This window comes from Pseudomonas sp. PDM28 (assembly GCF_019219115.1).
Classification (GTDB): Bacteria; Pseudomonadota; Gammaproteobacteria; order Pseudomonadales; family Pseudomonadaceae; genus Aquipseudomonas; species Aquipseudomonas laurylsulfatiphila.
In genome coordinates this window covers 312,050-334,530 of sequence record NZ_JAHUWG010000003.1, presented here as the reverse complement: position 1 = coordinate 334,530, position 22,481 = coordinate 312,050, and the positions used below count along the sequence as shown (strand labels likewise).

General features: G+C 61.5%; 14 protein-coding genes. 7 read left to right on the top strand and 7 right to left on the bottom strand.

Annotation, left to right across the window (positions count from 1 at the left end; translation table 11 throughout):
• Nucleotides 1-153: 153 nt before the first annotated feature.
• The gene (locus KW841_RS07940; protein WP_007971491.1) at nt 154-1,173 is read left to right on the top strand and encodes a quinone-dependent dihydroorotate dehydrogenase; all 1,020 of its coding nucleotides are present in this window, start codon (nt 154-156) and stop codon (nt 1,171-1,173) included.
• A gap of 283 nt (nt 1,174-1,456) precedes the next feature.
• Here the strand turns inward: KW841_RS07940 and rmf are convergent, their stop codons facing one another.
• Entirely contained in the window at nt 1,457-1,672 is a 216-nt protein-coding gene (gene rmf / locus KW841_RS07935; RefSeq protein WP_003223300.1) for a ribosome modulation factor, read from the bottom strand.
• Between the two features lie 530 nt (nt 1,673-2,202).
• On the opposite strand from rmf, the gene rlmKL reads away from it, so the two are divergent.
• Nucleotides 2,203-4,473 carry a bifunctional 23S rRNA (guanine(2069)-N(7))-methyltransferase RlmK/23S rRNA (guanine(2445)-N(2))-methyltransferase RlmL gene (gene rlmKL / locus KW841_RS07930; protein ID WP_218475087.1) on the top strand — a complete coding sequence of 757 codons (2,271 nt, stop codon included), beginning with the start codon at nt 2,203-2,205 and terminating at the stop codon, nt 4,471-4,473.
• Nucleotides 4,474-4,676: 203 nt separating this feature from the next.
• Nucleotides 4,677-7,076 carry a GGDEF domain-containing protein gene (locus tag KW841_RS07925; RefSeq protein WP_218475085.1) on the top strand — a complete coding sequence of 800 codons (2,400 nt, stop codon included), beginning with the start codon at nt 4,677-4,679 and terminating at the stop codon, nt 7,074-7,076.
• Nucleotides 7,077-7,210: 134 nt separating this feature from the next.
• Here the strand turns inward: KW841_RS07925 and dacB are convergent, their stop codons facing one another.
• Nucleotides 7,211-8,671, bottom strand: coding sequence for a D-alanyl-D-alanine carboxypeptidase/D-alanyl-D-alanine-endopeptidase (gene dacB / locus KW841_RS07920; protein ID WP_007971488.1), 1,461 nt, complete (start codon nt 8,669-8,671; stop codon nt 7,211-7,213).
• Between the two features lie 234 nt (nt 8,672-8,905).
• On the opposite strand from dacB, the gene KW841_RS07915 reads away from it, so the two are divergent.
• Complete coding sequence (locus tag KW841_RS07915) at nt 8,906-9,250, top strand: YggL family protein (RefSeq protein WP_007971486.1); 345 nt, start codon at nt 8,906-8,908, stop codon at nt 9,248-9,250.
• Between the two features lie 113 nt (nt 9,251-9,363).
• Here the strand turns inward: KW841_RS07915 and KW841_RS07910 are convergent, their stop codons facing one another.
• On the bottom strand, nt 9,364-10,578 hold the full coding sequence (locus tag KW841_RS07910; protein WP_218475083.1) for a benzoate/H(+) symporter BenE family transporter: 1,215 nt from the start codon (nt 10,576-10,578) through the stop codon (nt 9,364-9,366).
• Between the two features lie 353 nt (nt 10,579-10,931).
• Here KW841_RS07910 and KW841_RS07905 point away from each other — a divergent pair, with 353 nt between their 5' ends.
• Nucleotides 10,932-11,696 carry a GntR family transcriptional regulator gene (locus KW841_RS07905; protein WP_008050187.1) on the top strand — a complete coding sequence of 255 codons (765 nt, stop codon included), beginning with the start codon at nt 10,932-10,934 and terminating at the stop codon, nt 11,694-11,696.
• 179 nt (nt 11,697-11,875) lie between these two features.
• Here the strand turns inward: KW841_RS07905 and guaD are convergent, their stop codons facing one another.
• From guaD to xdhA, 4 genes are all read right to left on the bottom strand, one after another.
• Nucleotides 11,876-13,180 (bottom strand): guanine deaminase, encoded by a 1,305-nt coding sequence (guaD, locus tag KW841_RS07900; RefSeq protein WP_218475080.1) that lies wholly within the window; start codon nt 13,178-13,180, stop codon nt 11,876-11,878.
• A gap of 7 nt (nt 13,181-13,187) precedes the next feature.
• Nucleotides 13,188-14,045, bottom strand: coding sequence for a xanthine dehydrogenase accessory protein XdhC (gene xdhC, locus KW841_RS07895; RefSeq protein WP_015096023.1), 858 nt, complete (start codon nt 14,043-14,045; stop codon nt 13,188-13,190).
• 142 nt (nt 14,046-14,187) lie between these two features.
• Nucleotides 14,188-16,587: a xanthine dehydrogenase molybdopterin binding subunit gene (xdhB, locus tag KW841_RS07890; protein ID WP_218475078.1), complete on the bottom strand. Its 2,400-nt coding sequence runs from the start codon at nt 16,585-16,587 to the stop codon at nt 14,188-14,190.
• Entirely contained in the window at nt 16,580-18,034 is a 1,455-nt protein-coding gene (gene xdhA / locus KW841_RS07885) for a xanthine dehydrogenase small subunit (RefSeq protein ID WP_007971473.1), read from the bottom strand. Before xdhA ends, xdhB begins: the two co-directional genes overlap by 8 nt.
• A 267-nt stretch (nt 18,035-18,301) precedes the next feature.
• Between xdhA and KW841_RS07880 the strand changes: the two genes are divergently transcribed.
• Nucleotides 18,302-18,961: a GntR family transcriptional regulator gene (locus KW841_RS07880; RefSeq protein ID WP_015096020.1), complete on the top strand. Its 660-nt coding sequence runs from the start codon at nt 18,302-18,304 to the stop codon at nt 18,959-18,961.
• 2 nt (nt 18,962-18,963) lie between these two features.
• Nucleotides 18,964-22,452 (top strand): chromosome segregation protein SMC, encoded by a 3,489-nt coding sequence (smc, locus tag KW841_RS07875; RefSeq protein WP_218475076.1) that lies wholly within the window; start codon nt 18,964-18,966, stop codon nt 22,450-22,452.
• The last annotated feature ends 29 nt before the right edge of the window (nt 22,453-22,481 follow it).

Below are 22,481 nucleotides of genomic sequence, written 5' to 3'. Positions count from 1 at the left end.
GCACCCATTCCGACGCTGGCAGGGGTGCTGGTGCCCGGAATGGTGCAAGGCATATGCCATTAACCGCTGATTTGAACGCGCGCCTCGCTTGCCACCCCGTAGCCCGGCTATAATCGCCGCTTCAATTCGCCGCCAATCGAGTCAAATCCGCCCATGTACACCCTGGCCCGTCAGCTGTTGTTCAAACTCTCCCCGGAAACCTCCCACGATCTGTCCCTGGACCTGATCGGCGCGGGCGGGCGTCTTGGACTCAACGGCTTGCTGTGCAAGGCTCCGGCGAAGAAGCCGGTGAATGTCATGGGCCTGGACTTCCCGAACCCGGTGGGCCTGGCCGCCGGTCTGGACAAGAACGGCGCGGCCATCGATGGATTCGCCCAACTGGGTTTCGGCTTTGTCGAAATCGGCACCATCACCCCGCGTCCGCAGCCGGGCAACCCCAAGCCTCGCCTGTTCCGTTTGCCGGAAGCCGAGGCGATCATCAATCGCATGGGCTTCAACAACCTCGGCGTCGATCACCTGCTGGCCCGCGTGGCGGCGGCCAAATACAAGGGCGTGCTGGGCATCAACATCGGCAAGAACTTCGATACGCCGGTCGAGCGGGCCGTGGACGACTACCTGATCTGCCTGGACAAAGTGTACGCCCACGCCAGCTATGTGACGGTCAACGTCAGTTCGCCGAATACGCCGGGCCTGCGCAGCCTGCAATTCGGCGACTCGCTCAAGCAGTTGCTGGCCGATCTGGCCGAGCGCCGCGCGGAACTGGCCTTGCGTCATGGCAAGCATGTACCGCTGGCGATCAAGATCGCGCCGGACATGAGCGACGAAGAAACCGCACAGGTTGCACAAGCGCTGATCGAAACCGGAATGGATGCGGTCATCGCCACCAACACCACCCTGAGCCGCGTCGGCGTCGAAGGCATGGAACATGGAGACGAGGCCGGTGGTCTGTCCGGCGCACCGGTTCGCGACAAGAGCACCCACACCGTGAAGGTGCTGGCATCGGAGCTGGGTGGTCGCCTGCCGATCATCGCGGCCGGCGGTATTACCGAAGGCAAGCACGCCGCAGAGAAAATCACCGCAGGCGCGAGTCTGGTGCAGATCTATTCGGGCTTCATCTACAAGGGCCCGGCGCTGATTCGCGAGTCCGTAGACGCCATCGCCGCCCTGCGCTGAACCCTGCTTGGGGGCTTTTTGTGGCGAGGGGGCTTGCCCCCGTTGGGTCGCGAAGCGGCCCCGAAAACAAACGACTCGGTGTGCCAGGAAAAAACACGGCTGCTTCGCAGCCGAACGGGGGCAAGCCCCCTCGCCACGAGGGTATCGTCGCTGAGTTTGGAGCAGGCATAAAAAAGGGCCCCTTTAAAGGAGCCCCTGGGCCGCAGCCCGCCGTCCGGATGGGACGTGCGTGGTTAATTCAGTACAAAATCAGATTGTCGTGTCGGAGTGTTGTGCCCTGTAATTAGCCGACGGCGTGAAGTTCGTTGAGTCTGTGGATTCCCGCAGTGCCGGTCATACCGTCCCAGTTGTCGCCGCGTCCTTCTCGCCAGCCATTGATCCAGGCTTGGCGTACCGACGGTAGAGTAAATGGGCAAAGCTCACGGGATTTGCCACCAACGCCATATTGATATCCGCGCAAAAATGCTCTTTCCAACGGATCACGCTTAAGTCTTCTCATAGGGTGTTGCCCTCACTTGTTGACTGTATTTATCGCGTTGACCTCTATTGAGGTCTGGCAGAAAAACTCTGCCGTTGGGGGCTCGTTGCCGGCGTGACGAGCCAAGGTGTTGGCGTCATTGCGGCGCCAACCTGAGTTGAGTTCTAACCAATGCGTCACATCGAGGGAATGATCGTTTTGTCATAAGGACGTAACCATTCATGTGTTAAGGCCATAAGTAACAGAGTGTTTGTAGCGTATTTATTAGCCAAACCCCGGTATGATCGGCTCTGCGCTGGATGATGGGCTTAATCCTTTAGTGAGAATGGCTCCCGTTCCCGGGAGGCACTATTCGACGAAGGGTCGACTTATGACATTTCATTGCATCAACTTTTTTATCTGTCCTTGCATCTAAGCTCATTTAACCCGAGCAGCAGGGGTGGAACGGCACACCTTCGTGCCACGCGGGCGCTCTTCGAGAAAAGCGCCTGATTGAAAACCGGACCGGCAATGCGTTGCCCGGTCACTCAGCTAAAGGTTCTGGAATTCCCATGTCCGATCGTTTCGAACTCTTCCTCACTTGCCCAAAAGGCCTTGAAGGCCTGCTCATCGAGGAAGCCGTCGGGCTTGGCCTTGAGGAAGCGCGGGAGCACACCTCTGCCGTGCGCGGCATGGCCACCATGGAAACCGCTTATCGCCTGTGCCTGTGGTCACGCCTGGCCAACCGCGTGCTGCTGGTGCTCAAGCGTTTCCCGATGAAGGACGCCGAAGACCTGTACCACGGCGTGCTGGATATCGAGTGGCAAGACCACATGCTCAATGACGGCACCCTGGCCGTCGAATTCAGCGGCCATGGCTCGGGTATCGACAACACCCACTTCGGCGCGCTGAAGGTCAAGGACGCCATCGTCGACAAACTGCGCACCCCGCAAGGCGACCGTCCGTCCATCGACAAGCTCAATCCGGACCTGCGCATTCACCTGCGCCTGGACCGTGGCGAAGCCATTCTGTCCCTCGACCTGTCCGGCCACAGCCTGCACCAGCGCGGCTATCGCCTGCAGCAGGGTGCGGCACCGCTGAAGGAAAACCTCGCGGCCGCCATCCTCATCCGTTCCGGCTGGCCACGTATCGCGGCCGAAGGCGGCGCGCTGGCCGACCCGATGTGCGGTGTCGGTACGTTCCTGGTGGAAGCGGCGATGATCGCCGCGGACATCGCGCCGAACCTGCGCCGTGAGCAGTGGGGCTTCACTGCCTGGCTCGGTCACGTCCCGGCGTTGTGGAAAAAACTCCACGAAGAAGCGTCCGAACGTGCCGCGGCCGGTCTGGCCAAGCCACCGCTGTGGATCCGTGGCTACGAAGCCGATCCGCGCCTGATTCAACCGGGTCGCAACAACGTCGAGCGGGCCGGCCTGAGCGAGTGGATCAAGATCTACCAGGGTGAAGTTGCTACGTTCGAGCCGCGCCCGGACCAGAACCAGAAAGGCCTGGTGATCTGCAACCCTCCGTACGGCGAGCGTCTGGGCGACGAGGCGAGCCTGCTCTACCTCTACCAGAACCTCGGCGAACGCCTGCGTCAGGCCTGCCTGAACTGGGAAGCAGCGGTGTTCACCGGCGCGCCGGACCTGGGCAAGCGCATGGGCATCCGCAGCCACAAGCAGTATTCGTTCTGGAACGGCGCCTTGCCGTGCAAGCTGCTGCTGATCAAGGTGCTGCCCGATCAGTTCGTCACCGGCGAGCGTCGTACGCCGGAACAGCGCCAGGTCGAGCGTGAGCAAGCCGCCTACGATCAGACGCCGAACGAACCGCAGGAGCGCAAGTTCAACAAAAACGGCAACCCGATCAAACCGACGCCGGCACCGGCTCCGGTGGTCGAGCAGCCGCGCCTGAGCGAAGGCGGGCAGATGTTCGCCAACCGCCTGCAAAAGAACCTCAAGGCCTTGGGCAAGTGGGTCAAGCGTGAGGGTATCGACTGCTACCGCGTGTACGATGCCGACATGCCGGAATATTCCATGGCCATCGACCTGTATCACGACTGGGTCCATGTTCAGGAGTACGCCGCGCCGAAATCCATCGATCCGGAAAAAGCCTCGGCCCGCATGTTCGATGCCCTGGCAGCCATCCCGCAGGCGCTGAACATCGACAAGAACCGTGTGGTGGTCAAGCGCCGCGAGCGTCAGAGCGGCACCAAACAGTACGAGCGCCAGGCGGCGCAGGGCAAATTTGTCGAGGTCAATGAAGGCGGTGTGAAGTTGCTGGTGAACCTCACCGACTACCTCGACACCGGTCTGTTCCTCGACCATCGGCCGATGCGCATGCGTATCCAGAAAGAGGCAGCCGGCAAACGCTTCCTCAATCTGTTCTGCTACACCGCAACGGCCAGTGTGCATGCGGCCAAGGGCGGCGCGCGCAGCACCACCAGTGTCGACCTGTCGAAGACTTATCTGGACTGGGCGCGTCGCAACCTGTCGCTGAACGGTTTTTCCGACAAGAACCGCCTGGAGCAGGGCGATGTGATGGCGTGGCTCGAAGCCAGTCGTGACGAGTACGACCTGATCTTCATCGACCCGCCGACGTTCTCCAACTCCAAGCGCATGGAAGGCGTGTTCGACGTGCAGCGCGACCAGGTGCAACTGATCGACCTGGCCATGGCGCGCCTGGCACCCGGTGGCGTGCTGTACTTCTCCAACAACTTCCGCAAGTTCGAACTGGAGGCCAATCTCGGCGAGCGTTATGCGGTCGAGGACATCACTGCCCAGACCCTCGATCCGGATTTTGCGCGCAACGCCAAGATCCATCGCGCCTGGAAAATCATGGCACGTTGATGGTTGCCCCCCTGTAGGAGCGAGCCTGCTCGCGATGGTCGACAACGATAACGCGAGCTTTCTGAAGGCACGCGGTGTTCTTGAGTCCATCGCGAGCAGGCTCGCACCTACAGGGTGCTGGTCAAATTAGTGGCTAATAGCTATAACTCCATTCAGGGCCAAAGGGCTTTCCCGCACCTGGCGTTTGTTTTGAGTTGCGTTTTATGTCGTTGCACGCCGTGCGCCCCAAGATCCTGGGTTTAATCAGCGAAGATGCCTCGGCCTGGCTGGTCGCGCTGCTGGTTTTGTTGATCGGCGGGGTGCTCACCGGGTTGCTGGCGTGGTCGACGCTGAATCTGTTTCACCATCAATTGCGGCAACGCTTTCAACTGCTGGCCAGTGAGCGTTACAGCCGTATCGAAGAACGTTTCGAAGATCAGGAGCAGCGCCTCGATGGCCTGCGCCGGTTTTTCGCCAATTCCGGTTCAGTGTCCCGAGCGGAATTCGACGGCTATACCCAACCTTTGCTGCTGCGAACCCAGGCGTATTCCTATGCCCAGCGGGTCACTCGTGACGAGCGGGCGGCGTTCGAGCAACGGGTGCGAGACGAGGGCTTGAACGGCTTCACCCTGAGAGAGCTCAACGCCGACGGCCAATTGCAACTGGCCGGTGAGCGTGATGAGTACGTGGCGGTGTTGTACAGCCAGACGCAAAGCAAACTCGGCGCTCCCCTCGGTTATGACTTGCTGGCCCAGCCGCTGCGGCGTGCCACGCTCGCTCGGGCCGATCGGCGTGGCGGCATGGCGGTGTCGCAACCGATGCATCTGGTGAGTATCGAACCGGCCTATGCGCGCGGCGTGCTGCTGGTCGCGCCGGTCACGCAGCGCACCGGACAGGACCACAATGCCACGAAGCCCTACGGTTATGTGATGGCCGTGATCAGCATGCGCCAATTGCTGGCGGACGGACTGCCGGAAGCGAGTCGCGACTATCTCTCGGTACGCATCCTCGATTTGTCGACCGACGATCAGCACGAAGTGCTGTTCGAGTCGCCCAACCCGCCGGCCGTCAGCGAGCTGTCGGCAACGCGCCTGTTGCGCATGGCCGACCATGACTATCAAGTCGATATCCAGCCCAGCGACGCGTTTGTGCAGGCCAACCATTCCTCCGTGACCAGTCTGGTCGTGTTGGGTGGATTGCTCAGCCTGATGCTCAGTGCCTTGCTCTATGTGCTGGTCAGTCAGCGGCAGCGGGCGTTGAGACTGGTCGAGCAGCGTACCCAGGAGCTGCGTGATCGGGAACAGGAGCTGCGTGGCACCCATGGTCAGTTGCGTGGCGTGCTGAATGCCGCCACCCAGGTCGCGATCATCGCCACCGACCTGCGCGGCGTCATCAGCACCTTCAACGCCGGTGCCGAGCAGATGCTTGGCTATACCAGTGCCGAAGTGGTCGGCCATATGACCCTGGAGAACCTGCACCTGCCCCGGGAGCTGGCCGGTCGTTCGGCCGAGTTGAGCGCGCGTTATGGCAAGCCGGTGCCGACCTGCCAGGCGATGCTGGTCGAAGGCGACGAGGAGGGCGGTCACGAGGCGCGGGAGTGGACCCTGGTGCGCGGCGATGGCAGCCATCTGATGGTCAACATGCTCGCCACGCCGGTGCTCGACGAGCAAGGCCTGTGGGTCGGGCACCTGGCGGTGTGCATCGACATCACCGAGCGCAAGCGGGTCCATGAAGCGCTCGCGGCGCGGGACCTGCTGTTGAAGAAACTCAGCGCCCATGTGCCCGGTGGCATCTACCAGTTCAAGATGGAATTCGACGGGCGCTTCAGCGTGATCTATGCCAGCGACGGCATTCGCGATATCTACGAGCTGGAACCCGACGTGCTGCTGCTCAATGCCGAAGCGATCTTCACCCGGATCCACCCCCAGGACACTACCCGTGTTCGCGCCTCGATCCGCGCTTCGGCCGAAACCCTCAGCCCCTGGCGCGAGGAGTACCGCGTGCAACTGCCGCTACGCGGGGTGCGTTGGGTGCGCGGCGAAGCCACTCCGGAGGAGTTGCCCGGTGGCGGCGTGCTCTGGCACGGCTACATCTCGGACATTTCCGATATGAAGCGGGTGGAAGAAGAATTGCGCGCGTTGTCGGTCACCGATTCGCTGACCGGTATCCACAACCGGCGTTATTTCCAGGAGCGCCTGACCACCGAAATGGCCCGGGTGGAGCGTGGCGGTGGGGATTTGTCGGTGATCATGCTCGATATCGACCATTTCAAACGCATCAATGACCTGCATGGCCACGCCATCGGTGACCGGGTGTTGCAGGCAGTGTGCGAGCGGATCGGCCACCGGCTGCGTCGCACCGATGTGTTCTGCCGCCTGGGCGGTGAGGAGTTCATGGTGCTGTGCCCGGATATCGGCGGCGAACATGCCTATGTGCTGGCCCAGCAATTGTGGCACAGCCTGCGCAGTTCACCCATTGAAGGCGTCGGTACAGTCACCGCCAGTTTCGGGATTGCCAGTTGGCGCGCCGGGGAGGGCGCCGATGCCTTGCTGTTGCGCGCGGACTCGGGGGTTTATGCGGCGAAACAGGCAGGAAGGGATAGGGTTGAGGCGGAAATGAACTAGGGGGGGCATGCAATTCCTGTGGGAGCGAGCTTGCTCGCGATGAGGCCATAACATTCAACATCATTGTTGACTGTCAGGCCGCCATCGCGAGCAAGCTCGCTCCCACAGTGGATCTCTGCAGTTTCTCGATTCGGTTACAACACCGAAGCCGTCTGCGGCGCTTTCGGTTGGCGGTACAGGTCGAGCAGCACCTGATCGAGCACCGACGAGGCGCCGAACGGGGCCTTGTCGTTGAGGATCGCCACCACCGCCCAGGTGTTGCCGTTGACGTCGCGACTGAAGCCGGCGATCGCCCGTACGGTGTTCAGCGTGCCGGTCTTGACGTGGGCTTCACCGCGCATCGCCGTGGTCTTCAGGCGCTTGCGCATGGTGCCGTCGGTGCCGGCAATCGGCATCGAACTGATGTACTCGGCGGCATACGGGCTGTGCCAGGCCGCTTCGAGCATCGAGGCCATTTCCCGCGCGCTGACGCGCTCGGCGCGGGACAGGCCGGAGCCGTTCTCCATCACCAGGTGCGGCGCGGTGATGCCCTTTTTCGCCAGCCACTGACGCACGACACGCTGGGCAGCCTTGGCGTCGTCACCATCGGCATCGGTGCGGAAACGTTGGCCCAGGCTCAGGAACAACTGCTGTGCCATGGTGTTGTTACTGTACTTGTTGATGTCGCGGATGATTTCCGCCAGGTCCGGCGAGAACGCCCGGGCCAGAACCTTGGCGTCTTTAGGGGTTGGCGCCAGCACATCCCTGCCCTGGATGCTGCCACCCAGTTCCTTCCAGATCGCGCGGACGGCGCCGGCGGTGTAGGTCGCGTGGTCGAGCAGCGACAGGTAAGTCTGCGAGCTGCAGCCTTCACCCAGTTGACCGCCGACGGTAACGGTCACGGTTCCATCGGCTTGCGCCACCGGGTTGTAACGCACGCCACCGGTGCATTGCTTGGAGTTGAGGGCCTTGACCTGGTTGTCGATGCGGATGCTCGCAATCGGCGGCTCTACCGAGACCAGTACCTTGCCCGAGTCATTGCGCGCAACGAAGCGCAGCGCCTTGAGGTTGACCAGCAGCGAATCGGGTTTGACCAGGAACGGCTTGTTCTCATCGTTGCCGTCGTCATTGAACTCCGGCAGTTGCGGTTGCACGAAGAAGGTTTTATCCAGCACCAGGTCGCCGGTGACCTGGGTGACACCGTTGGCACGCAGGTCGCGCATCAGCAGCCAGAGTTTTTCCATGTTCAGCTTCGGATCGCCGCCACCCTTGAGGTAGAGGTTGCCGTTGAGGATGCCGCCACTGAGGGTGCCGTCGGTGTAGAACTCGGTTTTCCACTGGTGGTTCGGGCCGAGCATTTCCAGGGCCGCGTAGGTGGTGACCAGTTTCATGGTCGACGCCGGGTTGACCGACACGTCGGCGTTGAACACCGTCGGGGTGCCGGGGCCGGTGAGCGGGATCATCACCAGCGACAGGGCGTTGTCCTGCAACTTGCTGGCTTTCAGGGCTTTTTCAACGTTGGGCGACAGCGCAGTATTGACCGGAGCTGCAGAAACGGGGAGGGCCAGGGGGAGAAGAAAACCGGCCAACAGCAATGGACGCAAAGATTTGATCATCTGAAATAAAACCCTACAGCCGAGGGGAAAAAAGATGAGGGCATGAAGATAAATTCCCTCAATGGTCATGAAAGTGTCGGCATTATGCCCCAAGGTGTCACGGCTTGTGCCGTGCGAGGGCTGTCTGATCGGCTATTTTTTTACCGACGGTAGGCATGGTGGCCCAGAGAGTCGGGCAATCGGCGGCTTAAACTGCTAAAGTGCCGCCCGTTATTACTTAAGAGGATTGTTCCAATGGCGACTAACCGTTCCCAGCGTCTGCGCAAAAAACTGTGCGTCGATGAATTTCAAGAGCTGGGTTTCGAACTGAACCTGGATTTCAAAGAAGATTTGGCTGATGAAGCCATTGATGCTTTCCTCGATGCGTTCCTCAAAGAAGCCATGGAAGCCAACGGCCTGGGTTATGTTGGCGGCGACGACTACGGTCTGGTGTGCCTGCAGAAGCGTGGCTCGGTCAGCGCTGAACAGCGCGCTGCCGTTGAAGCCTGGCTCAAAGGCCGCACCGAGCTGACCAGCGTTGAAGTCAGCCCGCTGCTGGACGTCTGGTACCCGGAAAAGCCGATCAATCCGGTAGCTTGATGTTCTGAAAAAAACGGCGACCCAAGGGTCGCCGTTTTTTTTTGCTTTTTTTTGTAGGAGCGAGCTTGCTCGCGATGAACCTGAGAACACCGCGGGGTGTCAGGCTTCCAGCGTTATCGTTGACGACCATCGCGAGCAGGCTCGCTCCTACAGTTCAGAATCAGCAGCGTCACCACCCCCGCGACAATCCCCCAGAACGCCGAACCGATGGAAAACAGCGTCAGCCCCGATGCCGTGACCATGAAGGTGATCAGCGCCGCTTCACGCTCCTTCACTTCGCTCATGGCGATGCTCAAGCCGTTGATGATCGAGCCGAACAGCGCCAGTGCGGCAATCGACAGCACCAGTTCCTTGGGCAGCGCGGCAAACAATGCCGCGAGCGTTGCGCCGAACACGCCGGCGATCCCGTAGAAAATCCCGCACCAGACGGCGGCGGTGTAGCGTTTGTTGCGATCTTCATGAGCGTGCGGACCGGTGCAGATCGCCGCGCTGATCGCCGCCAGGTTGATCCCGTGAGAACCGAAGGGTGCCAGCAGCAAACTGGCGATGCCGGTGGTGGTGATCAGCGGCGAGGCTGGCACGGTGTAGCCATCGGCGCGCAATACGGCGATGCCGGGCATGTTCTGTGAGGTCATGGCAACGACAAACAGCGGGATGCCGATGCTGATGGTCGCGGCCAGGGAGAATTGCGGCGTGGTCCAGACCGGCGTGGCGACCTCCAGGTGGAAACCGCTGAAGTCCAGCAGCCCCATGAAACCTGACAATGCCGTGCCGATCAGCAAGGCTGCCAGCACCGCATAGCGCGGCGACAGGCGCTTGACCAGCAGATAAGTGACGAACATCCCCAGTACCAGGGCCGTGCGGTGTTGCGCGGCGACGAAAATCTCGCTGCCGATCTTGAACAGGATCCCTGCCAGCAGGGCGGCGGCCAGAGATGCCGGAATTTTTTTCACCAGCCGTTCGAAGCTGCCGGTCAGCCCGCAAATCGTCACCAGCACCGCGCAGGTCATATAGGCACCAATGGCTTCGCCGTAACTCACGCCGCCCAGGCTGGTGATCAGCAGCGCGGCACCGGGGGTCGACCAGGCAATGGTGATCGGCGTGCGATAGCGCAGGGACAGGCCGATGGAGCACACCGCCATGCCGATGGAGATCGCCCAGATCCACGAAGAAATCTGCCCGCTGCTCAGGCCCGCCGCTTGCCCGGCCTGGAACATCAGCACCAGTGAGCTGGTGTAGCCGGTCATCATGGCGATGAACCCGGCGACGATGGCCGAGGGCGAGGTGTCGGCCAGCGGGCGGATTTGCGTGTGGGTGGCGTCGTTCATGACGGTGGTGTTCCTTATACAAATGAAGATGTCCGCTGCAACACTGAGCCCTGTGGGAGCGAGCTTGCTCGCGATAGCGGTGGATCAGCCAACAGGAATGCTGAATGTGACGCCGTCATCGCGAGCTCGCTCCCACAGGGATTGCATTACAAAAGGCGGATTCTGGGTTAAAGCCTAAACTCAAAAGTAATCAGGTGTTGCGATACAGCCGAGGCAACATTCAGCCGTACAGTCGTGTTGCCACCATCCATTGTGTACAATCGCAGTGTTTTTTACGCGATACTTGCCAGCGACCCACTGTGCCGTATTACAGTCACGGTCAATTCGCCGCAGTTCTTCCGACTCGAGTGCCCATGAACGAACAGTTGCAACCCCTAAAGAAACAACCGCGAGCAGGCAAAGCCGGCCGCAGCGGTACCCAGGACGATATTGTCTACGCGCATATCTTCGAGGCCATCCTCGAGCAGCGTCTGGCGCCCGGCACCAAGTTGAGCGAAGAAGCGCTGGGGGAAATTTTCGGGGTCAGCCGTACCATCATTCGCCGCGCCCTGTCGCGCCTGGCCCATGAAGGCGTGGTGCTGTTGCGTCCGAATCGCGGCGCCGTGGTTGCCAGCCCGAGTGTCGAAGAGGCGCGCCAGGTGTTCATGGCCCGGCGTCTGGTCGAGCGCGCGATCACCGAGTTGGCGGTGCAGCACGCCACCGCCGAACAGATTGCCGAATTGCGCCAGATGGTCAACGACGAACGCGACAGCTTCTCCCGCGGCGACCGTGGGGCCGGCATCCGCCTGTCGGGCGAATTCCACCTGAAACTGGCTGAAGCGGCGAAAAACGCCCCGTTGATCAGCTTCCAGCGCAGCCTGGTGTCCCAGACGTCGCTGATCATCGCCCAGTACGAAAGCGGCAACCGCTCCCACTGTTCCTACGACGAGCACACCCAGTTGATCGACGCCATCGAGAAGCGCGACGCTGAACTGGCGGTGAACCTGATGATGCATCACATGGATCACATCGACAGCAAACTCAACCTCGATGAAGAAAGTGCGTCGGATGATTTGCATGCGGTGTTCTCGCATTTGCTGCAGACCAAGAAGCCGGGTCGATCGACCGCCAAGCTATAAGCTGGACCGGGTCGCCCCAATCGCTGGCAAGCCAGCTCCCACAGGGACCGATGTGAATCGCAAATTGTGTAAACACTGAGATCACTGTGGGAGCTGGCTTGCCAGCGATAGCAATCGGACAGGCAATAAAAATCCCCCGGGCTGAAAAGCAACGGGGGATTTTTTATGCCCGAAGAAATTTAGCGCTGATGCACCAGATTGCCTGCCGCATAGGTCTGCAGCACCGTCCGGTCATCCCCCAGCGTCATCAACACAAACAACGTCTCGGCGATGTTATTGGCCTGCTTCAGGCGATAGCCCAGCAGCGGCGTGGCGTTGTAGTCCAGCACCAGGAAGTCGGCGTCGGTGCCCGGTTGCAGGGTGCCGATCCTGTCTTCCAGACGCAGCGCACGGGCGCCGCCGAGGGTGGCCAGGTACAGCGATTTGAACGGGCTCAGGCGCGCACCTTGCAGCTGCATCACCTTGTAGGCTTCGTTAAGGGTTTGCAGCAGCGAGAAACTGGTGCCGCCGCCGACATCGGTGCCGATGCCGACATTGAGTTTGTGCTTCTCGGCCATCGGCAGGTTGAACAGGCCGCTGCCGAGGAAGAAGTTCGAGGTCGGGCAGAACGAGATGGCCGAACCGGTTTCTGCCAGGCGCGCGCACTCGTCATCGCACAGGTGCACACCGTGGGCGAACACCGAGCGTTCGCCGAGCAACTGGTAGTGATCGTAGACGTCCAGGTAGCCTTTGCGCTCGGGGAACAGCTCCTTGACCCACTCGATTTCCTTGAGGTTTTCGCTGATGTGGGTCTGCATGTACAGATCCGGGTATTCGGTCAGCAACTGGCCGGCCAGGGTCAGCTGTTCCGGGGTGCTGGTCGGTGCGAAGCGCGGGGTGACGGCGTAGTGCAGGCGACCCTTGCCGTGCCAGCGCTCGATCAGCGCCTTGCTGTCGACGTAGCTGGATTCGGCGGTGTCGGTCAGGTAGTCCGGGGCGTTGCGGTCCATCATCACCTTGCCGGCGATCATCCGCAGGTCGAGCTGCTTGGCCGCTTCAAAGAACGAGTTCACCGATTGCGGGTGCACGCTGCCGAACACCAGTGCGGTGGTGGTGCCGTTGCGCAGCAGTTCCTTGATGAAAATGTCCGCGACCTGGTCAGCGTGGGCCTTGTCGGCGAACTGGCTTTCGCACGGGAAGGTGTAGGTGTTGAGCCAGTCCAGTAATTGCTCGCCATAGGCGCCGACCATGCCGGTTTGCGGCAGGTGGATGTGGGTGTCGATGAAGCCGGGGGTGATCAGTGCGTCCTGGTAGTGGGTGATTTCGATATCCGCCGGCAGGGTCGGCAGCAATTCGCTGGCGTGGCCCAGGGCGCTGATCTGTCCGTTATCCACAACCAGCAAGCCGTCTTCGAAATACTCGTAGGAGGCTTCGATACCGACTTCGGCTGGGTCGGCGATGCTGTGCAGGATGGCGGCGCGGTAAGCTTTGCGAGTCAGAGGCATGAGATTCTCAGTTCGAGGCTTTCAAGTTTGCGGTTTGGCTGCGGCGTGACGCGGGCAGCAGTTTGGCAATCGGTTCGGCGCTGGAGGTCTGCTGGCCGAAGTTCGCGTTATAGGTGGCGATGATTTCGCCGGCGATGGAGATGGCGATTTCCACAGGCAACTTGCCTTTGACTTCGCCGATGCCCATCGGGCAGCGCATGCGTTGCACGACGCTGTTGTCGAAACCGCGGTCGCGCAGGCGATGTTCGAACTTCACGCGCTTGGTCTTCGAACCGATCAGGCCGAAGTAGGCGAAGTCGTTGCGCTTGAGGATCGCGGCGGTCAGTTCGAGGTCGAGCTGGTGGTTGTGGGTCATCACAATGCAATAGCTGCCGGCGGGCAGGTCATCGATTTCATCCACCGGCTCTTCGCTGACGATCTTGCGCACGCCGTGGGGGATCTGCTCGGGGAATTCCTCTTCCCGCGAGTCGATCCAGCGCACCCGGCAAGGCAGGCTGGCCAGCAGCGGCACCAGGGCGCGGCCGACGTGGCCGGCACCGAACACGGCGATCTGCGCCTGCACCTGGCCCATCGGTTCGAACAACAGAACGGTGGCACCGCCGCAGCACTGGCCGAGGCTGGCACCGAGGCTGAAACGCTCCAGATGGGTGTCCTGCTTGCCGCTGACGAGCATCTCGCGGGCGATCTTCATGGCCTTGTATTCCAGGTGCCCGCCACCGATGGTGTCGAAGGCCTGGTTCGCGCTGATGACCATCTTCGAGCCGGCATTGCGCGGCGTAGAGCCGAGCTCTTCGATGATGGTCACCAGCACGCAGGGTTCACCCCGGTTTTGCAGGTCGGCGAGGGCGTCGATCCAGTTGTACATGTTTCACCTCAACATCTCTGTTGTCAGTTCGGGCCTCATCGCTGGCAAGCCAGCTCCCACAGGATTTGAGTTGAATCCAAACTCTGTGGACACCACAAAACACTGTGGGAGCTGGCTTGCCAGCGATGGCCGCACCTCGGTCTTAGAGCGAAGCCAACTCGGTCTCCGCCTCGACAGCCTTGGCCGCCTTCAACTGGCGCATCTGCTCACAGCCCCACAACACCCGCTCCGGAGTCGCCGGTGCGTCGATCTTCGGTTGATGTTTGTAGTCGCCCAGGCTCGCCACGGCGTCCTTGATCGCACACCACGAAGCGATGCCAAGCATGAACGGCGGCTCGCCCACGGCCTTGGAATGGAACACCGTGTCTTCCGGGTTCTTGCGGTTTTCCACCAGCTTCACCCGCAGGTCCAGCGGCATGTCCGCCACGGCCGGGATCTTGTAACTGGCCGGGCCGTTGGTCATCAGCTTGCCCTTGTTGTTCCACACCAGCTCTTCCATGGTCAGCCAGCCCATGCCCTGGATGAAGCCGCCCTCGACCTGACCGATGTCGATGGCCGGGTTCAGCGAGGCGCCGACGTCGTGGAGGATGTCGGTGCGCAGCATCTTGTATTCGCCGGTCAGGGTGTCGACCAGCACTTCGCAGCAGGCCGCGCCAAAGGCGAAGTAGTAGAACGGCCGGCCACGGGCCTGGCTGCGGTCGTAGTAGATTTTCGGGGTCTTGTAGAAGCCGGTGCTCGACAGCGACACCTGGGCGAAGTACGCCTGCTGGATCAACGCTTCGAACGTCAGGATGTGATCGCGGACCCGCACGTGGCCGTTGTGGAACTCCACGTCTTCTTCGCTGACCTTGTACTGGCGCGCGGCAAATTCCACCAGACGCTTCTTGATGGTTTCGGCGGCGTTCTGCGCAGCCTTGCCGTTCAGGTCGGCACCGCTGGACGCAGCGGTCGGCGAGGTGTTCGGCACCTTGTCGGTGTTGGTCGCGGTGATTTGCACGCGGTCCATTTCCACCTGGAACACTTCGGCCACGACCTGCGCGACCTTGGTGTTCAGGCCCTGGCCCATTTCGGTGCCACCGTGGTTCAGGTGGATGCTGCCGTCGGTGTAGACGTGCACCAGGGCACCGGCCTGGTTGAGGAAGCTGGCGGTGAAGGAAATGCCGAATTTCACCGGGGTCAGCGCCAGGCCTTTTTTCAGGATCGGGCTGTTGGCGTTGTAACGACGGATCGCTTCGCGACGCTCGGCGTACTGGCTGCTTTCTTCCAGTTCGGCGGTCATCTCCTCGAGCATGTTGTGCTCGACGGTCTGGTAGTAGTGGGTGACGTTGCGCTCGGTCTTGCCGTAGTAGTTGGCCTTGCGCACGGCCAAAGGATCGAGGGCCAGATGGCGGGAGATGGCGTCCATCACTTCTTCGATGGCGACCATGCCTTGCGGGCCGCCGAAACCACGGTAGGCGGTGTTCGACGCGGTGTTGGTCTTGCAGCGGTGACCGTTGATGGTCGCGTCGCCCAAGTAATACGAGTTGTCCGAGTGGAACATCGCGCGGTCGACGATCGACGCCGACAGGTCAGGCGAGCAACCGCAGTTGCCGGCGAGTTCCAGGTTGATGCCGTGCAGGCGACCGGTGCTGTCGAAGCCGACGTCGTACTCGACATAGAAGGGGTGACGCTTGCCGGTCATCAGCATGTCTTCGACGCGCGGCAGGCGCATCTTGGTCGGCTGGCCGGTGAGGTGCGCGATCACCGCGCACAGGCATGCCGGGCTGGCCGCCTGGGTTTCCTTGCCGCCGAAACCGCCGCCCATGCGGCGCATGTCGACGACGATCTTGTTCATCGACACGTCCAGTACTTCGGCCACCAGTTTCTGCACTTCGGTGGGGTTCTGCGTGGAGCAGTAGACGATCATGCCGCCGTCTTCGGTCGGCATCACCGAAGAGATCTGGGTTTCCAGATAGAAATGCTCCTGGCCGCCGATGTGCAGGGTGCCCTGGATGCGGTGCTCGGCAGTGGCCAGCGCCGTGGCCGAATCGCCGCGCTTGTGGGTGTGGCTGTCGAGTACGAAGTGGCGTTTGCGCAGGGCTTCGACCACGTCCAGCACAGGCTCAAGGTCCTCGTATTCGATGATCGCGGCCATGGCCGCCTTGCGCGCGGTTTCCAGGTCTTTCGCCGCCACGGCGACCACCGGTTGACCGACGAACTGCACGGTGTCGATCGCCAGCAGCGGATCGCCCGGCAGCAACGGACCGATGTCCTTCAGGCCCGGCACGTCTTCGTGGGTGATGGCGATGCGCACGCCTTCGAAGGCGTAGCAGGGCGAGGTGTCGATGCTGATGATGCGGGCGTGGGCGCGGTCCGACATGCATGCATAAACGTGCAACTGGTTGGGGAATTCCAGGCGATCGTCGATGTACTGCGCTTCACCGGCCACATGCTTGGCGGCGCTGTCGTGCTTGACGCTGCGACCGACACCGGTGGTCAGGTCCTTGGCGAACAGTTCAGCCAATTCGGCTTGGGTCTTCTCTACGGCGTGATGATTAGACATAAGCGGTCACCCGGGTCTCGATGTGCGGCGTTTGCAGTTCGATGAAGTATTTGCGCAGCAGGTTCTGCGCGCTGAGCAGGCGATATTCCTTGCTGGCGCGGAAGTCCGAGAGCGGCGTGAAGTCTTCGCTCAGGGCAGCGCAGGCGCGTTCAACGGTGGCGTTATTGAATGGCGAGCCGAGCAACGCGGCTTCGCAGGCGGCAGCACGTTTCGGGATCGCGGCCATGCCGCCGAAGGCGACGCGGGCTTCAGCGACCACGCCGTTTTCCAGGCGAATGTTGAAGGCCGCACAAACTGCCGAGATGTCATCGTCCAGGCGCTTGGAAACCTTGTAGGCGCGGAACAGTTTTTCGACGCTGGCGCGGGGCACGATGATCTTTTCGATGAACTCGCTTTCCTGGCGTGCCGTGACGCGGTAGTCGATGAAGTAGTCTTCCAGCGCCAGGGTGCGGCGGGTTTCGCCTTTGCACAGGACGATTTGCGCGCCGAGGGCGATCAGCAGGGGCGGCGAGTCACCAATCGGCGAGGCGTTGCCGATGTTGCCGCCCAGGGTGCCCTGGTTGCGGATCTGCAGGGAGGCGAAGCGGTGCAGCAATTCACCGAAGTCCGGGTACTCGGCGTTCAGGGCTTCGTAGCAATCGGAAAGGGCGGTGGCGGCGCCGATTTCCAGGCGATCGTCAAAGCGCTCGATGCGTTTCATCTCGGCGACGTTGCCGACGTAGATCATCACCGGCAGGGTGCGGTGGAACTGCGTGACTTCCAGCGCCAGGTCGGTACCGCCAGCCAGCAGGCGGGCCTGTGGATAAGCGTCGTAGAGGTCGGCCAGGTCGGCCACGGTCAGCGGCACCAGGCAGCGTTTGTCGCCGCTGTTGAGTTCGCCGATATCGGTCGGGGCAATGGCTTTGAGGCGCGCGATGGTGTCGGCCTCGCGGGCGTCGAACTGGTCCGGTTGCTTGCCACAGCAGGACTGCTCGGCGGCTTCCAGGATCGGCCGGTAACCGGTGCAGCGGCAAAGATTGCCAGCCAGTGCTTCGTGGGCCTTGGCATGATCCGGTGCATCGCTGTTCTTTTGCAGGGCAAACAGCGACATCACGAAGCCGGGGGTGCAGAAGCCGCATTGCGAGCCGTGGCACTCGACCATGGCTTTCTGCACGCTGTGCAGCTCACCCTTGTGCTTGAGGTCTTCAACGCTGATCAGTTGCTTGCCGTGCAGGGACGATACGAAGGTCAGGCATGAGTTGAGGCTGCGATAGCGAATGTGTTCGCGGCCGTCGTCATCGGTCTGCAATTCGCCGACGACCACTGTGCAGGCGCCACAGTCACCGCTGGCGCAGCCTTCTTTGGTGCCGGGTTTGCCCACATGGTCGCGCAGATAATTGAGCACGGTCAGGTTCGGGTCCAGGGCGTGCTCGCTACGGAGTTCCTGGTTTAGTAAAAACTGGATCACGGAAGGCCTCGCAGACTCATTATTGTTGTTAACCGATAGGAACCGAATTTAGCAGGTCTGACTTTTCGGTCAATGATTTTCTGACTTAAAGGTCAGGAAATTGCATTTTGTCGATCAACCCCTTGTTCCTTAATTATTGTCGTTGGTTCGATAGCCTGCTTTTTTGCTTGAATCGTGCCAAAAACCTCCGGGCGGGCACTCCGCCCTGACGCAGCAATTGCGCTACACTGCGCCGCTTGTACAGATCAAAGAGTTTGAAGGACAACCATGACGTTCAAGGCGCCGGACAGCCTCGCCGAGCAAATCGCTCACCACCTCGCCGAACGCATCATTCGCGGCGAAATGAAGCCCGGGGAGCGCATCCAGGAACAGAAGGTCACGCTGGCCCTCAATGTCAGTCGCGGTTCGGTCCGCGAGGCCTTGCTGATCCTCGAGCGTCGCCACCTGATCGCGATCCTGCCGCGACGTGGCGCCCACGTCACCGAACTCACGCCGCACAAGGTGCAGAGCCTGTGCACGCTGATGAGCGAGATGTACATCCTGCTGGCCAACGCCGTGGCCAGCGGCTGGAAAGTCCAGGCCGACCTGGCGCCGTTCGTGCAAATCCAGCAGCGCCTGACCGCCAGCTACGAGCGCCAGGACATCCACACCTTCGTCGACGACAGTTTCAATGTGATGCGCGCCACCTACGGGTTTGCCAACAACCCGTACCTGCAGGAAACCGTCGAGAATCTGCAGCCGGCCATGAGCCGTGCCTATTTCCTTGCCCTGGACCAGCGCAAGGCGTCGATGAGCGAATACCTGGAACTGTTCGAACGCCTGCTCGCGGCCGTGATCGCCCGTGACTTTGCGCAGATCCGCACCGTGCTGACCGCCTATGGCCAGCGCAGTTGCGATCTGGTGATCTCCGCCCTGACGGACGCCTGAGCGTGCGGCTCAAGTGCATCAAGCTGGCGGGGTTCAAGTCCTTCGTCGACCCGACCACGGTGAACTTCCCCAGCAACATGGCGGCGGTGGTCGGGCCCAATGGCTGCGGCAAATCGAACATCATCGACGCCGTTCGCTGGGTAATGGGTGAGAGTTCGGCGAAGAACCTCCGTGGCGAGTCGATGACCGACGTCATCTTCAACGGCTCCACCAGCCGCAAGCCGGTGAGCCAGGCGAGCATCGAACTGGTGTTCGATAACTCCGACGGCACCCTGCTCGGCGAATACGCCGCCTACGCGGAAATTTCCATTCGCCGCAAAGTGACGCGCGACAGCCAGACCACCTATTACCTCAACGGCACCAAGTGCCGGCGCCGTGACATCACCGATATCTTCCTCGGCACCGGCCTTGGCCCGCGCAGCTACTCGATCATCGAGCAGGGGATGATCTCCAAGCTGATCGAGTCCAAGCCCGAAGACCTGCGCAACTTCATCGAAGAAGCGGCGGGCATCTCCAAGTACAAGGAGCGCCGGCGCGAAACCGAAAACCGCATCCGTCGTACCCACGAGAACCTGGAGCGCCTGACCGACCTGCGCGAAGAGTTGACGCGTCAGCTCGAGCGCTTGCATCGCCAGGCCGAGGCCGCCAAGAAGTACCAGGAATACAAGGGCGAGGAGCGTCAACTCAAGGCGCAACTGTCGGCCCTGCGCTGGCAGGCGTTGAACGATCAGGTCGGCCAGCGTGAAGTGATCATCGGCAACCAGGAGGTTTCCTTCGAGGCCCTGGTGGCCGAACAGCGCAACGCCGACGCGAGCATCGAGCGCCTGCGTGACGGGCACCACGACCTGTCGGAACGCTTCAATCTGGTGCAGGGGCGCTTCTACTCGGTCGGCGGTGACATTGCCCGGGTCGAGCAGAGCATCCAGCATGGCCAGCAACGCTTGCGGCAATTGCAGGACGACCTGAAGGAAGCCGAGCGCGCGCGCCTCGAAACCGAGTCCCACCTCGGCCATGACCGCACGCTGCTGCTGACCCTGGGCGAAGAGCTGGACATGCTGACCCCGGAACAGGAAGTCACCAGCGCCGCCGCCGAAGAGGCCGCCGCCGCGCTGGAAGACTCCGAAACCACCATGCATGGCTGGCAGGAGCAGTGGGATACGTTCAACCTCACCGCCGCCGAACCGCGCCGTCAGGCCGAAGTGCAGCAATCGCGGATCCAGCAGCTGGAAACCAGCCTGGAGCGCCTGGCCGATCGCCAGAAGCGCCTGGGCGAAGAGCGCGCCTTGCTCTCGGCGGACCCGGAAGACGCGGCGATCATGGAGCTCAGCGAGCAGCTCGCCGAGTCCGAGGCGACCCTCGAAGATTTGCAGACCAGTGAAGAGGCCCAGGTCGAAAAGCTCGAGCAACTGCGCCAGCAATTACAGCAAACGCTGACGGCGCAGCAACAGGCCCAGGGCGATTTGCAGCGGCTCAACGGTCGACTGGCTTCGCTCGAAGCCTTGCAGCAAGCCGCGCTCGATCCGGGCACCGGCACAGCCGAATGGCTGCGCGAACAGAATCTTGCGAATCGCCCGCGCCTGGCCGAAGGCCTGAAGGTTGAGGCCGGTTGGGAGCTGGCGGTGGAAACCGTGCTCGGCGCTGACCTGCAGGCGGTGCTGGTGGATGATTTCAACGATTTCGATCTGTCGGGTTTTGCCCAGGGCGACTTGCGCTTGCTCAGCCCGGCCGGCGATGGCGTACGGGTACCGGGCAGCCTGCTGGACAAGGTCGAGGCACAGATCGATCTGTCGCCATGGCTGGGGCAGGTCAAGCCGGTCGACAGCCTTGAGCGGGCCCTGGCCTTGCGCGGGCAATTGGCTGCCGGGCAGAGCCTGATCAGCCGTGACGGCTACTGGGTCGGTCGGCATTTCCTGCGCGTGCGTCGGGCCAGTGAAGCGGAAAGCGGCGTGCTCGCCCGTGGCCAGGAAATCCAGCAATTGGGCCTTGAGCGCGAAGAGCGCGAAGCCGCCGTCGAAACCCTGGAAACCCAACTGCAGAATCTCCGGGCGCAGCAGCGTCAGCAGGAAAATGGCCGCGAGCATTTGCGCCGCTTGCTGCAGGATGAAGCCCGCCAGCAAGGCGAATTGAAAGCCCAGTTGTCGGCCGGAAAAGCCAAGGCCGAGCAATTGACCCTGCGCCGCACTCGCCTCGACGAAGAGCTCACCGAGCTGGATGAACAGCGCGCGCTGGAGCACGAAAACATCGGTGAAGCGCGCCTGCAACTGCAGGAAGCCCTCGACAGCATGGCGCAGGACACCGAGCAGCGCGAGTTGTTGTTGGCCCAGCGCGACAGTTTGCGTGAGCGCCTGGATCGGGTGCGTCAGGAAGCGCGGCAACACAAGGATCATGCCCATCAGTTGGCGGTGCGCCTGGGTTCGCTCAAGGCGCAGCACGATTCGACTCGCCAGGCCCTGGAGCGTCTGGAGATGCAGTCCGAGCGCCTGACCGAAAAGCGCGAACAACTGAGCCTCAACCTGGAGGAGGGCGAAGCACCACTGGAAGAGCTGCGCCTGAAGCTCGAGGAGTTGCTCGACAAGCGCATGACGGTCGACGAAGAACTCAAGACTGCGCAGATCGCCCTTGAAGACGCCGACCGCGAATTGCGCGACGCCGAAAAGCGCCGCAGCCAGGCCGAACAGCAATCCCAATTGATTCGCAGCCAGCTCGAAACCCAGCGCATGGAATGGCAAGCCCTGACCGTGCGCCGCAAGACTTTGCAGGACCAGTTGCTGGAAGACGGCTACGATCTCCACGGCGTACTCGCGACATTGACCGCCGAGGCCAGCGAGAAGGAAGCCGAGGAAGAGCTTGAGCGCATCGCCGCGCGAATTCAGCGCCTGGGCGCGATCAACCTGGCGGCCATCGATGAGTACCAGCAACAATCGGAGCGTAAACGTTATCTGGATGCCCAGGACGCCGATCTGGTGGAAGCGCTTGAAACCCTTGAGAACGTGATTCGCAAGATCGACAAGGAAACCCGCAACCGCTTCAAGGATACCTTTGATCAGATCAATGGCGGTTTACAGGCGCTTTTCCCAAAAGTTTTCGGTGGAGGCCGCGCGTATTTGGAACTGACGGGCGAAGATCTACTCGATACAGGGGTGACAATCATGGCGCAGCCGCCTGGAAAGAAGAACAGCACCATCCATTTGCTCTCCGGTGGCGAGAAAGCCCTGACCGCATTGGCCCTGGTTTTTGCGATCTTCAAGTTGAATCCGGCGCCGTTCTGCATGCTCGATGAAGTTGACGCGCCACTGGATGACGCTAACGTTGGACGCTACGCAAAATTGGTTAAAGAGATGTCGCAGTCAGTGCAGTTCATCTATATCACCCACAACAAGATCGCCATGGAAATGGCCGATCAACTGATGGGGGTGACGATGCACGAACCCGGTTGTTCACGTCTGGTGGCAGTGGATGTCGAGGAGGCGATGGCGATGGTGGATGCCTGAGTCTTGGTTGCAGGAAGGCGTGTTTATGG

Bases quoted from the DNA above. Each gene is read 5' to 3' on its own strand.
- dacB (WP_007971488.1), bottom strand. From the start codon at position 8,671: ATGATCAAATCTTTGCGTCCATTGCTGTTGGCCGGTTTTCTTCTCCCC.
- rlmKL (WP_218475087.1), top strand. From the start codon at position 2,203: ATGTCCGATCGTTTCGAACTCTTCCTCACTTGCCCAAAAGGCCTTGAA.
- rmf (WP_003223300.1), bottom strand. From the start codon at position 1,672: ATGAGAAGACTTAAGCGTGATCCGTTGGAAAGAGCATTTTTGCGCGGA.
- KW841_RS07940 (WP_007971491.1), top strand. From the start codon at position 154: ATGTACACCCTGGCCCGTCAGCTGTTGTTCAAACTCTCCCCGGAAACC.
- xdhC (WP_015096023.1), bottom strand. From the start codon at position 14,045: ATGTACAACTGGATCGACGCCCTCGCCGACCTGCAAAACCGGGGTGAA.
- xdhB (WP_218475078.1), bottom strand. From the start codon at position 16,587: ATGTCTAATCATCACGCCGTAGAGAAGACCCAAGCCGAATTGGCTGAA.
- KW841_RS07880 (WP_015096020.1), top strand. From the start codon at position 18,302: ATGACGTTCAAGGCGCCGGACAGCCTCGCCGAGCAAATCGCTCACCAC.
- guaD (WP_218475080.1), bottom strand. From the start codon at position 13,180: ATGCCTCTGACTCGCAAAGCTTACCGCGCCGCCATCCTGCACAGCATC.
- KW841_RS07915 (WP_007971486.1), top strand. From the start codon at position 8,906: ATGGCGACTAACCGTTCCCAGCGTCTGCGCAAAAAACTGTGCGTCGAT.
- KW841_RS07905 (WP_008050187.1), top strand. From the start codon at position 10,932: ATGAACGAACAGTTGCAACCCCTAAAGAAACAACCGCGAGCAGGCAAA.
- KW841_RS07910 (WP_218475083.1), bottom strand. From the start codon at position 10,578: ATGAACGACGCCACCCACACGCAAATCCGCCCGCTGGCCGACACCTCG.
- KW841_RS07925 (WP_218475085.1), top strand. From the start codon at position 4,677: ATGTCGTTGCACGCCGTGCGCCCCAAGATCCTGGGTTTAATCAGCGAA.